Source organism: Oxalobacter aliiformigenes, assembly GCF_027116575.1.
GTDB lineage: Bacteria > Pseudomonadota > Gammaproteobacteria > Burkholderiales > Burkholderiaceae_D > Oxalobacter > Oxalobacter aliiformigenes.
The window spans coordinates 466485-479002 of sequence record NZ_CP098252.1; the positions used below are offsets into that span (position 1 = coordinate 466485).

The following is a 12518-nucleotide window of genomic DNA, read 5'->3' on the forward strand; positions in this document are numbered from 1 at the left end:
TGATATCTCTGCAAGTATGACCGGGGGTACACGGGTATTCATGGTTCGCCCTGCTTTTGGTCAATTAAGTTTTTCGCGAAACGGAAAGCAATAAGGTACAATTTCCAAATGTCTTATTTAGTTCTCGCCCGAAAATATCGCCCGAAAAATTTTGAAAGTATCGTCGGGCAGGATCATGTCGTTCGTGCATTGAAGCACGCACTTGAAAGCCAGCGTCTGCATCATGCCTATCTGTTTACCGGTACACGGGGTATCGGCAAAACGACCTTGTCGAGAATCCTGGCGAAATCCCTGAATTGCGAGAAAGGGATCACCGCGGTTCCATGTGGGGAGTGTGAAGCCTGCAAAGCCATCGATTCCGATCGGTTCGTTGATTATATTGAAATGGATGCCGCATCCAATCGCGGTATTGCTGATATGCTCCAGCTTCTTGAACAGGCGGTTTATGCTCCGACTGCCGCCCGTTTCAAGATTTATATGATCGACGAAGTGCATATGTTGACGTCACAGGCGTTCAATGCCATGTTGAAGACGCTTGAAGAACCGCCGGAATATGTCAAATTCATTCTGGCGACAACGGATCCGCAAAAAATACCCGTTACGGTGTTGTCTCGTTGCCTGCAATTCAACCTCAAACAGATGCCATCTGCTCACATTGTCGGTCATCTGGCGCGAATTCTGGAGATGGAGGGGATATCGTACGAGAAAATGGCTCTCCAGCTTTTGGCGCAGGGTGCGCAGGGGTCCATGCGCGATGCCTTGTCGCTGACCGACCAGGCGATTGCCTATACAGCAGGAAACGTGACGGGGGACGCGGTTCAGGATATGCTGGGATCTCTTGACCGGACCTACCTTGTCCGGATGCTTGACTGCCTTGTCGTCAAAGATGGTGCCGGTTTATTGAAAATCGCCGATGAAATGGCTTTTAGAAGCCTTTCCTATAGTGCCGCCCTGCAGGACTTGGGGGCGTTATTGCACAAAATAGCCATAGCGCAGAATGTTTCCGGTTATGTAGCGGAAGATTTGCCTGATTCCGGGGACATTTGGCGCCTTGCAGAGGTTTTCAGCCCGGAAGAAGTGCAACTCTATTACCAGATCGCCATGCATGGCAGAAATGAGCTCGGACTGGCGCCCGATGAATATGCCGGTTTTTCCATGACTTTATTGCGGATGCTGGCTTTTGTTCCGGACAAAAGAAAACTGAATCCGGTAACCGTCCAGAAGAAAATGCCCGAAACGGTCAGAACGGTTGCCGATGTCACTGTGGAAGTGGCTTCGGGAGGAGAGCCGCCCAGTGCGGGAAAATCTGTAAACGGAAGTGAAAAAAGCGCGGGAAGCCTGCCTCCGTGGGCGGATGATCCTGCTCCGGATACAGTACCTGCCATGTCATCGTCTTTGGAAAAGAATCCGTCTGTCTCCTCGGCAGATATGGATGGAACGAGGCCAGGGGATTCGGCAGTATCGACGTTACCGGAGAATGGATGGCCACGGTCGGATTGGGATGGAAACTGGCCGGCACTTGCCTCCGGATTGCCTTTGCGTGGAATGGCCCAGCAACTGGCGCAACAGACGGAACTGGTACGCTGGGAAAAAACGGAAACATCCTGCCATCTGCATCTGAAGTCGCCGATTGCGACTTTGTGTACGCCCAATAATGTCGGCAAACTGACAGCTGTTTTGAGCGATCGTTTCGGGTGTGCCGTCAAGATTACAACTGAAATCGGCAAGGTGGAAGCGACTGCAAACCAGAACGCTATTGAGGCGCGTGCTGAAAGACAACGGCAGGCTGAAGAAGCCATGACAAAGGATCCTTACATACAAACTCTGACAACAGAATTTGGCGGACATATTGTTGAGGGTTCCATTAAACCACTATAACGGGAAACGACTATGAAAAACCAACTCGCGGGTCTGATGAAACAGGCCCAGGCAATGCAGCGGAATATGGAAAAGGTGCAGGAGGAACTGGGCAAGACGATTGTGGAAGGACAATCGGGTGCCGGTATGGTTTCCATATTGATGAGCTGCAAATTCTATGTATCGCGTGTTTCCATTGATCCGTCACTGATGAGTGATGACAAGGAAATGCTCGAAGATCTGATTACCGCGGCTGTCAATGATGCCGTTCGCAAGGCGGAAGCAACAACACAGGAAAAAATGGCTGGTCTGTCGGCGGGTTTTGCAATGCCTCCGGGATTCAAAATGCCGTTTTAAAGACACAGACTGCCCCCGTGAAACCGCTTTCATCCCTTCATCATCTGATACAGGCTTTGCGACGTTTGCCCGGAGTGGGGCCGAAATCTGCACAGCGTATCGCATATCATATGCTGCAGCATGACCGTGAAGGAGCCGTGCAATTGAGTTCGGCCTTGTCCGAGGCCGTTGCAACGGTCAGGCATTGCTCGCGTTGCAATACCTTTACGGAGAGTGACGTATGTGAAACGTGTCGGGATGAGGAAAGGGACGCTTCCCTGTTGTGTGTAACGGAAACGCCTGCCGATCAAATGATGATAGAGCAGACGTTGACCTTCAAGGGGTATTATTTCGTTCTGATGGGAAGTTTGTCTCCTTTGAATGGAATCGGTCCGAAAGAAATCTGTTTCGAAAAACTCATTGCGCGGGCTACTGACGGTATCGTGAAGGAAGTCATTCTGGCAACCAGTTTCAACAACGAAGGTGAAGCGACAGCCCACTATATCAGTGAAATGCTCAAAGCTCGCGGTCTGTATGTCACTCGTCTGGCAAGAGGCGTTCCGGTCGGAGCCGAGCTGGAATATGTCGATATCGGGACGATTGCCCGGGCTTTTCTGGACAGGCGTACGACCTGAATTTCTATGCCCTATCTGACGATCGAAAATACAACCGGTATCACACCGTTGCTTGAATTGCGAAGGTCACTTGCCGAATCTGCCAGAAGTCGCAACAATCTTGTTCTTGGTAAATGGGAATGTGCCAATCCCTCGGCTTCTGTCAAGGACCGGGTCGTTAAATCCATGATTGACGATGCCGAAGAAAAAGGGGCAATTTGTCCGGGGGATACGTTGATTGAGGCCAGTAATGGCAACACAGGAATCGCCCTTGCCATGCAGGCTGCGTCGAGAGGTTATCGTAGCATATTGATCATGCCTGAAAATACGGATGAATTCAAACGGCAAAGCATGGCAGTTTATGGTGCTGAAATCATTTTGACTCCTCGAAGCGGCGGTATACGGTATGCCCGGGATTTGGCCTTGCAGATGGCGGCGGAAGGCAAGGGATTCATGCTGGATCAGTTCAGCAATCCAGCCAATCCCATGGCCCATTTCAAAACAACCGGTCCGGAAATCTGGGCCGCAGCGAAAGGTAAAGTGACCCATTTTGTGTGTGCAATCGGTACATCGGGTACGATCATGGGAGTTTCGCGGTATCTGAAAGAACGTAATAAAAAGATCAGGGTGATCGGTGTTGAACCTGAGGACAAGGCGCGTATTTCCGGTATGATCAGATGGCCGGACAATCAGCGTCCGAAAATTTACGAGAAAAAAAGAATCGACCACGTTGAAACGGTGAATCAGGCTTGTGCCGAATATCGTGCCCGAAAACTGGCGGCTGATGAAGGGATTTTTTGTGGACTGTCATCGGCATGTGCCTGTGAAGTCGCTCTGAATTTATCGGAGAGTGTAAATAATGCAACAATCGTTTTCATGATTGCCGATAGAGGCGATCGTTATTTTTCTTCCGGTTTTTTTCCGGTTTAGACGGTACAAGTGCAATATAAGCATTGTCACAAGGTTTTGTATCCTATAAAATAAAAGGCTAAATAAATTTTGTCTTGCGAATTTGTCTCGTAAACAAACAATTAACAGGTTTTTAGGAAATTTTATGGCTAATACAGCTCAGGCGCGCAAGCGCGCTCGTCAGGCAGTAAAACTGAATGCACACAATTCCAGCCAGCGTTCTGCGCTGCGTACGGCAATCAAGTCTGCGAAAAAGGCGATTGCTGCAGGTGACAAGGAAGTGGCAGCTTCCGTTTTTGTAAAGACTGTTTCGACTATTGACCGGATCGCTGACAAAAAGCGCATTCACAAAAACAAGGCAGCTCGTCACAAGAGCCGCTTGGCAGCCGCTTTGAAAGCAATGTCTGCTGCTGCTTGAAAGTAATCTCCGGTTCTTCGATATTGTTCAGGCGCGCTTGGTAACAAGCGCGCCTGAAGTCGTTACTGTTTCAGATAGCGATACCCGAATGCTTTTTCAAAACGGTCTGCAATTTCTTTTGATGTCAGTTTATGGTTTTGCGGACCGGAGTATTCGATCTTGATGGCTCCCATCAGGCTGCCCAGACAGCCGCATGTTTTCATGTCCATATTGTTGGTCAAACCATAAATCAGTCCCGCACGGAAAGCATCGCCGCATCCGGTAGGATCGGCTTCCCGGGTTGCCTTCACACAGGGAATATCGATCTTTTCCCCATTCTGATGAATGGTTGCACCGCGTTCAGCACATGTGATAATCAGGGCCTTGACGCGTGATGCGATTTCTGTCGTTGTCCAGCCGCTGAGTTGGGACAGCATTTCACCTTCATATTCATTGACGGCGACATACGTTGCCAGCTCGATAAAGTGTCTCAGTTCATCGCGGTTGAACATGGGTAATTGTTGACCCGGATCGAAAATGAAAGGGATATTGAGTCTTGCGCAATCATTGGCGTGCTGGATCATTCCATCGCGGCCGTCCGGAGCGATAATTGCAAGCTGAATTCTTTTCATTCGCCGTATTCTCGATATGGTTTTCGTGAGACAAAGCCATGGCGCCCGGATGAAAGGCGGTAATCTGGTTGTTGTTTTTATCCGTTGTAACGAATGCCTGGGCGGTATATGTCGTTTTGATGGTACGGATATAGCGTCGGGATATATCCAGTTCTGCCAGTCTTTCCAGATAGGGAGTACCATCTATGCCGATGGTCGCCATGATCAGAGGTGTACCGCCTAACAGCTTGAGATTGTAGGCAATGTTTCCTGCACATCCCCCGAATTCTCTCCGCATGTCAGGAACAAGGAAACAGACATTGATATTGTGTAACTGGTCAGCCAGAATGGATTCCGAAAACCGTTCCGGAAACGACATAAGCGTGTCGTACGCCATTGATCCGCAAATTAAGGAAGTCATGTTTGAAAATTGAAGAAAGGTTTAATGATTGAGAAAGATGACCCGGCTGTTAATGGCCGCGTCATGTTGGTATTCGAAATCAAGCTGGAAACTGGTTTCTTCCGAAGGTGCCAATCCATTGGCAATGCGGGATTTTTCGGAAAGATATTCTTCAGGTTCCAGGAACCGGCGTGAAAGCAAATGGCCTTCGGTATCCGATATTTCCATGACAAGTGTCGGAAACAATTGTTGTGATGGACTGTCATTTGTCATGGTGATCTTTTGGGTAAACTGGCCGGGGAAACCTTCTTTTGCCGATAATTCTCCGTATTCCATATGTAATGAGCTGGATGATTCGGGAGGAATACTGGCGGGACATGTCAGGATCTCGCATGCGGAATCAACCAGATTTTTTGCCGGAGGCCACCATAAAACAATGCGCTCAGAGTACAAATAGAGAATTTGTCCCCCCAGAAGCAGAACCAGCAAGATAACGCCAATTGACCAGAATACCTGGGAGAGGCGTGATTTTTTTCTTTTCTGTTGAATGGTTTTGATCAGTTCGTCAGATTTTGCTTCGGATGGAAGAAGAATATTTTCCGTACCGTGTTTTTGGTCGGATTGAGACAATGCCTGCAATGATTCTGCGTTTTCGCCGGATACGTCCTCTTCTGTCCGGATAACAACAGCAAGTTTTTCATCTGTCAGGATATACCCTGGATTTGTTGAAGATTGAGTATTTTTGTCTTCTAGTGAGAAGTCTTTTCGTGGTGACAAATCTTCAGGTACGGAAAAGATCGGGCTTCCGGAAGCGGTTTGGTTCTTGCTGGCAGGAAAGTCGTTCAGTTCCAGGCTGATTGTCTGAAGCTGCTTGTCGAACGCTTCCTTGAGCGCGTCATCAGAAAGGGGCAATACCTTGTCGGCGGTATTCTCCGGATAGGGCGGGTTTTCAGTTTCGGAATGAATATGGTCGTTGACAGTAGCCGACTGATTGTTTGATGAAGTCGTCGACATCGGTTTCGTTTCGGGTTCCCGGGAATTTTCCCGGTGTTTTGACCGGCTTTCGGCTTCTTTTGGTGCAATACGGCCGACAAGATTGTCTATTCCATTGAAAAGACAATGACATACGCCGCAACGAACGGTTCCGGAACGGAATTTGAGTTGTTCCTCGTTGACCTGGAATACAGTTTTACAATGTGGACAACGCGTAGCCAGAGACATACTTGCAATTTTCAAGAGTTAAGTTGTCCGGATAAAGCAACCCATCCATCAAGGTTTTTCCAGACCGACAGTTTGATATAGGGTGCATAGGCGGCAATAACATCGTCGGCCTGGCCTTCAAGGATACCTGACAATACCATATAGCCTTTGGCAGCGATACGTTTTGTCAATGTGGAGACGAGTCCCTTGAGTGGACCGGCCAGAATATTGGCGACGACTATATCATATTGGCTGTCGGGCATGGATGAAGTGAATTCTTCAGGAAGATAACATTGCATCTCACAATGGTTGCGTCCGGCATTATCTCTGGACGTTATGATTGATTGGGGATCGATGTCAACGCCGACAACTTCTTTTGCTCCCAGTTTTTTTGCCGCAATCGACAAAATGCCAGAGCCGCAACCATAATCGAGAACGGTTTGGTCCGGTTTTATATTATTTTCCAGCCATTCCAGACAGAGACGGGTCGTGGGATGACTGCCAGTTCCGAATGCGAGTCCCGGATCGAGTTCAAGAATGATTCCGCTTCCGGAAGGACTATCGTGCCAGCTGGGAACGATCCATATTTTTTCACCGATGTGAATGGGGTCGAATTGTGACTGCGTCAGACGTACCCAATCTTCTTGCGGAACTTCATGTAGCGAATAAGGCGGAATTTCTGCCAGATTGCATTTATCTGCCGCCAGTTTCAATAATTCATCAATATCGACATCCGCAGAAAGCAGGGCGGTCACGCGGCTTCTTTCCCAGGCATATTCATTGGAATCGGCGCCAGGCTCGTCAAATAAAGGCTTTTCCTGCGGTGTTCCCTCATCAGCATCTTCCACCGTGATGGAAAGTGCTCCGGCGTCCAACAGGGCATCCGAAAATGCATTCGTATCTTCAAATGCAACTTCCAGTATGACTTCTTTCCAGCTCACATCATTCTCCCGTGATTGAAGCTATTTATTTCTCATTATCCGGAAACATTTCAGCCAGTTTCTGTTCCAGATAATGAATGTTGGTTCCGCCTTTGATAAAACTGGGGTCGTGCATCAGTTCGCGATGAAGGTCCAGATTGGTATGGATTCCTTCGACAACCATCTCGGTCAGGGCAACCTGCATGCGGTGAATCGCCTGTTCTCTTGTCGATCCGTAGGCGATGATTTTGCCGATCATGGAGTCGTAATAAGGGGGGACTTTATAACCTGCATATACATGGGAATCCACACGCATACCCGGTCCACCTGGTGCATGCCAGGATGTGATTTTTCCCGGAGACGGGATAAAGGTAAAAGGATCTTCTGCGTTGATACGGCATTCAATGGCATGTCCGATCAGCCGAATGTCACGCTGGCGATAGCGGAGTTTTTCGCCGGCAGCGATCCGTATCTGTTCCTGTACCAGGTCCAGACCCGTGATCAGTTCGGTTACAGGGTGTTCTACCTGAATCCGTGTATTCATCTCGATAAAATAAAATTCGCCGTTCTCATAGAGAAACTCGAATGTCCCTGCACCACGATATCCAATCTTGCGACAGGCTTCGGCACAACGGTCGCCGATTCGGTCGACCAGCCGGCGAGGGATATCAGGTGCCGGCGCCTCTTCAATGACTTTCTGGTGACGTCTTTGCATGGAACAGTCCCGTTCTCCCAGCCAGATGGCATTTTTATAATCGTCTGCCAGAACCTGGATTTCGATATGGCGCGGATTTTCCAGGAATTTCTCCATGTAAACTTCCGGATTGCCGAAAGCGGATTGCGCTTCCGATTTCGTTGTGGAAACGGCATTGAGCAAGGATGCTTCTGTATGTACCACACGCATGCCGCGACCGCCACCGCCACCAGCTGCCTTGATGATCACAGGAAATCCGATTTTGCGGGCGACAGAAATGATTTCCTGGGGATCGTCGGAAAGTGCACCATCCGAACCGGGAACACAGGGAATGCCGGCCTTGATCATGGCCTGTTTGGCCGTTACCTTGTCACCCATGATCCTGATGGATTCCGAGCGCGGGCCAATGAATACAAAACCGGATTTTTCCACTCTTTCCGCAAAATCGGCATTTTCGGAGAGAAAACCGTAACCGGGGTGAATGGCTTCCGCATCAGTCACTTCCGCAGCACTGATGATGGCTGGCATATTCAGATAACTCAGTGCAGAAGATGCCGGACCGATACAGACGGATTCATCCGCCAGCTTGACATACTTGGCTTCCCTGTCTGCTTCTGAATGGACGACAACGGTTTTGATACCCATTTCACGGCAGGCACGCTGGATTCGCAATGCAATTTCGCCGCGATTGGCAATAAGAATTTTTTCAAACATAGTGTGACGATTGTTCGGTAGATCGAGAATAGACGGCAAAACAGAACACTTTATGTTCAGATAGACCCGTTTTATCCTATTACAAACAGAGGTTGTCCAAATTCGACCGGTTCGCCGTTTTCGACGAGAATCTGTTTGATGACGCCTGATGTATCCGCCTCGATTTCATTCAGAAGTTTCATGGCTTCAATAATACACAGGGTATCGCCTTGTTTGACCGTTGATCCCACTTCAACGTAGGGAGGATTGCCGGGAGCCGGTGCACTGTAGAAAGTACCGACCATCGGCGACTTGACGACGTTTCCTTCAGGTTCTGCCGGTGCCGCCGCCGTTTCCGTGGCGATCACCTGTGTTGCGACATTGACCTGAGGCATAGCTGCAGGCTGGACGTACTGCTGTGGCAAAACCTGGGGTTGTTGCATCACGACAGGCTGTCCCTGGACAGAAGAAGTTTTTGCAATGCGTACCTTGCTTTCTCCTTCGGTAACTTCCAGCTCGGCGATATCAGAATCGGCGACAAGGTCGATCAGGGTTTTTAATTTACGTAAATCCATAGAAATCCCGCAAAAATACAGTTAAATGATTGGAAATTAATATTTCAGAGCAAATTCAATGGCCATCCGGTAACCGTCGATACCAAAACCGCATATTACACCTTTTGCGATATCGGAAAGGTAAGAATGGCGACGGAACGGTTCACGTTGATGAATATTGGAGATATGAACCTCGAAAAAAGGGATGTTGACACCGGAGAAAGCATCCCGCAAGGAAATACTGGTATGGGTCAGCCCGCCCGGATTGATCACGATGGCATCGACTTTGTCCTGTCGTGCCTGATGGATACGGTCAATCAGGTTGCCTTCGTGATTGCTCTGATAACTGGCAAATTTCCCTCCCGCCGCTTCGACAATGGATCGCATGGCTGAAACGACATCGTCCAGAGTCGTTTTGCCATAAATATCCGGTTCCCGTGTACCGAGAAGATTCAGATTCGGGCCGTTCAAGAGAAGAATATTTTTTGCCATAACTTAAAAAATAATCTTTTTATATTGGATTTTCAGCATTTTGCCGTCAAATAACGTAAACAGGCAAGGAAAAACGAAAGATTTCCGAAATTTATTTTATATCCCGAGAATTGATGAGACGTTGCAATTCATCCGGATCGGCACGTTCGTAATGGGGGCCGAAGAACTTGTTCGGCCTTCGGATATCATCCGGTTCATAGACGGCAAGATGGACAATTTCACCCTGCCAGACGAAATGAATGATTTCCCTGGCAGGGTGTTTTCCACGCGATTGTGGCGATTCGGAGACGTCGAAGTCAATGCCGTTGTTCAACAGGAAAATTTCCACATCTTTCACATTGTCAGTAAAGAGCTGCAAATGGATATCGCTGTGTTCACCGCCGGTTCCTTTCAGAACGGCTCCGGTGACGTAAGGATTGAATATGATGAGTTTTTTCATCAATCTGAGTGAAAGATGACGCAAATGTAACAATCTTGCAGGTTGAGTATCGGAGAGAAAGAGTTCGTTGTACAGTCTCACTTCATTTTCGACAGTCGCGTTGTCCGGTAAAATTTCTCCGGTTATCCGGGAATTGCCCAGTATCATCCGGGCCGCCTTTCGTTTGGCGACATCATAACTCGTTCCTTCCTCTGCTATCATGCGGGCAGCGGCAATGGCAATTTCCTGTCGCAGATTGGCAATATCGTTAAAGCGGTAAATGGTCATGTTCGGTTTGTTAAATACGGACGAAAGTGGCAACTGGTCGGGTACAATTTTCAATCCTGTTATTTATTCATTACATCATGCATATTCATATCCTCGGTATTTGCGGGACTTTTATGGGCGGCGTCGCGGTATTGGCCAAAGCGGCTGGATATACAGTAACCGGTTGTGATGCGAATGTCTATCCGCCGATGAGTACCCAGTTGGAAGAACAAGGTATTGAATTGATAAATGGTTATGATGAAAATCAGACAGCACTGAATCCTGATCTGTATGTAATCGGTAATGTGGTATCGAGAGGCAATCCCCTGATGGAAGCCATTCTGAATCGGGGCCTTCCCTATGTTTCGGGGCCACAGTGGATCGGTGAACATATTCTGAGCGACAAATGGGTTCTGGCTGTTGCAGGGACTCATGGGAAAACAACCACGACTTCCATGCTGGCCTGGATACTGGAGGATGCCGGTTATTCTCCAGGGTTTCTTATTGGCGGTGTACCGCTCAATTTCAGTATTTCCGCCCGATTGCACGGGGAGAATTCTTCTTCTTTTTTTGTGATTGAAGCGGATGAATACGATACCGCTTTTTTTGACAAGCGCAGCAAATTTGTCCACTATCGGCCAAGAACGGCCATATTGAACAATCTTGAATTCGATCATGCCGATATTTTTCCCGATATTTCAGCCATTGAAACACAGTTTCACCATCTGGTCCGGACAATCGCCGGAAATGGCCGTTTGATCGTTAACGAGCGCGATCCGGCCTTGAAAAGAGTCATTCAACGGGGATGCTGGAGTGAAAAAGAATGGTTTGGCGGAAATGCAAAAACAGGCTGGACATTTTCTGGGGCAGACAATGACAGTTTCAATGTCTTTTTCGAAGGCAATTTTCAGGGGACGGTAAACTGGGAACTGACAGGAGAGCATAACTGTCTGAATGCATTGGCGGCCATTGCCGCAGCAAGACATGTCGGTGTGGTGCCGGAACAGGCAATAGATTCGCTTTCACGATTCAAAAATGTCAAACGGCGTATGGAATGCCGGGGTAATGTTGGCGGGATTTTCGTTTATGACGACTTTGCCCATCATCCGACGGCTATTGCTACAACAATTGCCGGATTGAGAAAAAAGCTGGGCAAAAGTGGAAATACCCGTATTCTGGCTGTTCTGGAACCTCGATCCAATACCATGAAACTGGGAACCATGAAACGACAGCTGCCGCAGAGTCTGTCAGAAGCCGATCTGGTTTTCGGTTACGGTGCCCATTCGGGAAAAGACGCTCTCGGATGGAATTTGCAGGAGGCATTGAGCCCGTTGGGCGATAAAATGCAGGTTTCCGACGATATTGATTTGTTGGTCGACAAGATCGTTGCTGCCGCCCGGCCGGGAGATCATATACTCGTCATGAGCAATGGCGGTTTTGGTGGAATTCATCAGAAAATACTCGACAGGCTTTCCGGAAAATGACAAAAGCGATTTTATATTTGCATGGATTTCAGTCGTCTCCGTTTTCTTTCAAGGCACAGCTGATTTCCCGTGCAGTTGAAAATGCAGGAGACGGTTTTCGTTACTTTTGTCCCCAATTGCCGTTATCTCCAGACAAATCAATAGAAATAGCGAGTGATACTATCAGAGGATATCCAGCGGAATCGTTGGTCATTATCGGTTCTTCTCTGGGTGGGTATTATGCTAACTGGCTGGCTGAACAGTATCGGTGCAAGGCAATACTGTTGAATCCGGTCATTGATCCCTGGAGAATCAAGATACTGGATGATCTGCCGGACAGAAGCGACTTGAGAGTGAGAGAGTGGCTGGATTTTCGCGAAAAATACCAGTCGGAACTGGAGGCCGTTCGGGTTACATCGATAACCGATCCGGAAAGATATCTGCTATTCGCCGCGAAAGGCGACGAATTGCTTGACTGGCATTTGATGCAATCGCATTATCAGGCGGCCAATCAGATCATTATTGAGGGAAGCGATCATGGTTTGTCTGATTTTGCGCAGTATCTTGAGCGGGTTCTCCTGTTTTGTGGCATCAGGCAATGACAGGTAACGGATTGATTATTGTTGTTTCCGGAAACAAAAATATATGAAGATTCTGTGAACGGGCAGAATATGGATGAATTGTAGAGAACTG

Annotated in this window: 13 protein-coding genes and 2 pseudogenes; 7 read left to right on the plus strand and 8 right to left on the minus strand. The window is 48.2% G+C overall.

All coding sequences use genetic code 11. The features are described from left to right. Positions 1-108 precede the first annotated feature (108 nt). From dnaX to rpsT, 5 genes are all read left to right on the plus strand, one after another. Entirely contained in the window at positions 109-1878 is a 1770-nt protein-coding gene (dnaX, locus tag NB647_RS02215; RefSeq protein ID WP_269283946.1) for a DNA polymerase III subunit gamma/tau, read from the plus strand. 12 nt (positions 1879-1890) lie between these two features. Further along, positions 1891-2214 (plus strand): YbaB/EbfC family nucleoid-associated protein, encoded by a 324-nt coding sequence (locus NB647_RS02220; RefSeq protein WP_269283948.1) that lies wholly within the window; start codon positions 1891-1893, stop codon positions 2212-2214. A gap of 17 nt (positions 2215-2231) precedes the next feature. Continuing rightward, positions 2232-2828 carry a recombination mediator RecR gene (gene recR / locus NB647_RS02225; RefSeq protein WP_269283950.1) on the plus strand — a complete coding sequence of 199 codons (597 nt, stop codon included), beginning with the start codon at positions 2232-2234 and terminating at the stop codon, positions 2826-2828. 6 nt (positions 2829-2834) lie between these two features. Continuing rightward, positions 2835-3737 (plus strand): pyridoxal-phosphate dependent enzyme, encoded by a 903-nt coding sequence (locus NB647_RS02230; protein ID WP_269264924.1) that lies wholly within the window; start codon positions 2835-2837, stop codon positions 3735-3737. A 124-nt stretch (positions 3738-3861) separates the two neighbouring features. Continuing rightward, positions 3862-4134 carry a 30S ribosomal protein S20 gene (gene rpsT / locus NB647_RS02235; protein WP_269264925.1) on the plus strand — a complete coding sequence of 91 codons (273 nt, stop codon included), beginning with the start codon at positions 3862-3864 and terminating at the stop codon, positions 4132-4134. A gap of 62 nt (positions 4135-4196) precedes the next feature. Here rpsT and NB647_RS02240 read toward each other — a convergent pair. The 8 genes and pseudogenes from NB647_RS02240 to NB647_RS02270 form a co-directional block, all read right to left on the minus strand. Continuing rightward, positions 4197-5145 (minus strand): annotated as a pseudogene (locus NB647_RS02240) (carbohydrate kinase family protein). A gap of 21 nt (positions 5146-5166) precedes the next feature. Next, entirely contained in the window at positions 5167-6138 is a 972-nt protein-coding gene (locus tag NB647_RS02245; RefSeq protein ID WP_269283952.1) for a DUF3426 domain-containing protein, read from the minus strand. 102 nt (positions 6139-6240) lie between these two features. Further along, positions 6241-6345, minus strand: a pseudogene (locus NB647_RS10615) (MJ0042-type zinc finger domain-containing protein); the annotation flags it as partial. Positions 6346-6356: 11 nt separating this feature from the next. Further along, positions 6357-7265: a 50S ribosomal protein L11 methyltransferase gene (gene prmA / locus NB647_RS02250; RefSeq protein ID WP_269283954.1), complete on the minus strand. Its 909-nt coding sequence runs from the start codon at positions 7263-7265 to the stop codon at positions 6357-6359. A 25-nt stretch (positions 7266-7290) separates the two neighbouring features. Then, the gene (gene accC / locus NB647_RS02255) at positions 7291-8652 is read right to left on the minus strand and encodes an acetyl-CoA carboxylase biotin carboxylase subunit (RefSeq protein ID WP_269264929.1); all 1362 of its coding nucleotides are present in this window, start codon (positions 8650-8652) and stop codon (positions 7291-7293) included. 71 nt (positions 8653-8723) lie between these two features. Beyond that, a complete protein-coding gene (gene accB / locus NB647_RS02260) occupies positions 8724-9206 on the minus strand; it encodes an acetyl-CoA carboxylase biotin carboxyl carrier protein (RefSeq protein WP_269264930.1) in 483 nt (160 codons plus the stop codon). A 36-nt stretch (positions 9207-9242) separates the two neighbouring features. After that, on the minus strand, positions 9243-9677 hold the full coding sequence (aroQ, locus tag NB647_RS02265; RefSeq protein ID WP_269264931.1) for a type II 3-dehydroquinate dehydratase: 435 nt from the start codon (positions 9675-9677) through the stop codon (positions 9243-9245). Positions 9678-9768: 91 nt separating this feature from the next. Beyond that, complete coding sequence (locus NB647_RS02270) at positions 9769-10383, minus strand: hypothetical protein (protein WP_269264932.1); 615 nt, start codon at positions 10381-10383, stop codon at positions 9769-9771. A gap of 77 nt (positions 10384-10460) precedes the next feature. Between NB647_RS02270 and mpl the strand changes: the two genes are divergently transcribed. Both mpl and NB647_RS02280 read left to right on the plus strand, forming a co-directional pair. Further along, a complete protein-coding gene (mpl, locus tag NB647_RS02275) occupies positions 10461-11846 on the plus strand; it encodes a UDP-N-acetylmuramate:L-alanyl-gamma-D-glutamyl-meso-diaminopimelate ligase (protein WP_269283956.1) in 1386 nt (461 codons plus the stop codon). Then, on the plus strand, positions 11843-12427 hold the full coding sequence (locus tag NB647_RS02280) for a YqiA/YcfP family alpha/beta fold hydrolase (RefSeq protein ID WP_269283957.1): 585 nt from the start codon (positions 11843-11845) through the stop codon (positions 12425-12427). Before mpl ends, NB647_RS02280 begins: the two co-directional genes overlap by 4 nt. Positions 12428-12518: the final 91 nt, after the last annotated feature.

Excerpts from the sequence above, each read along its gene's own strand:
- dnaX (WP_269283946.1), top strand. The coding sequence starts at position 109 with ATGTCTTATTTAGTTCTCGCCCGAAAATATCGCCCGAAAAATTTTGAA.
- NB647_RS02220 (WP_269283948.1), top strand. The coding sequence starts at position 1,891 with ATGAAAAACCAACTCGCGGGTCTGATGAAACAGGCCCAGGCAATGCAG.
- NB647_RS02230 (WP_269264924.1), top strand. The coding sequence starts at position 2,835 with ATGCCCTATCTGACGATCGAAAATACAACCGGTATCACACCGTTGCTT.
- rpsT (WP_269264925.1), top strand. The coding sequence starts at position 3,862 with ATGGCTAATACAGCTCAGGCGCGCAAGCGCGCTCGTCAGGCAGTAAAA.
- NB647_RS02245 (WP_269283952.1), bottom strand. The coding sequence starts at position 6,138 with ATGTCGACGACTTCATCAAACAATCAGTCGGCTACTGTCAACGACCAT.
- accC (WP_269264929.1), bottom strand. The coding sequence starts at position 8,652 with ATGTTTGAAAAAATTCTTATTGCCAATCGCGGCGAAATTGCATTGCGA.
- accB (WP_269264930.1), bottom strand. The coding sequence starts at position 9,206 with ATGGATTTACGTAAATTAAAAACCCTGATCGACCTTGTCGCCGATTCT.
- aroQ (WP_269264931.1), bottom strand. The coding sequence starts at position 9,677 with ATGGCAAAAAATATTCTTCTCTTGAACGGCCCGAATCTGAATCTTCTC.
- NB647_RS02270 (WP_269264932.1), bottom strand. The coding sequence starts at position 10,383 with ATGACCATTTACCGCTTTAACGATATTGCCAATCTGCGACAGGAAATT.
- mpl (WP_269283956.1), top strand. The coding sequence starts at position 10,461 with ATGCATATTCATATCCTCGGTATTTGCGGGACTTTTATGGGCGGCGTC.
- NB647_RS02280 (WP_269283957.1), top strand. The coding sequence starts at position 11,843 with ATGACAAAAGCGATTTTATATTTGCATGGATTTCAGTCGTCTCCGTTT.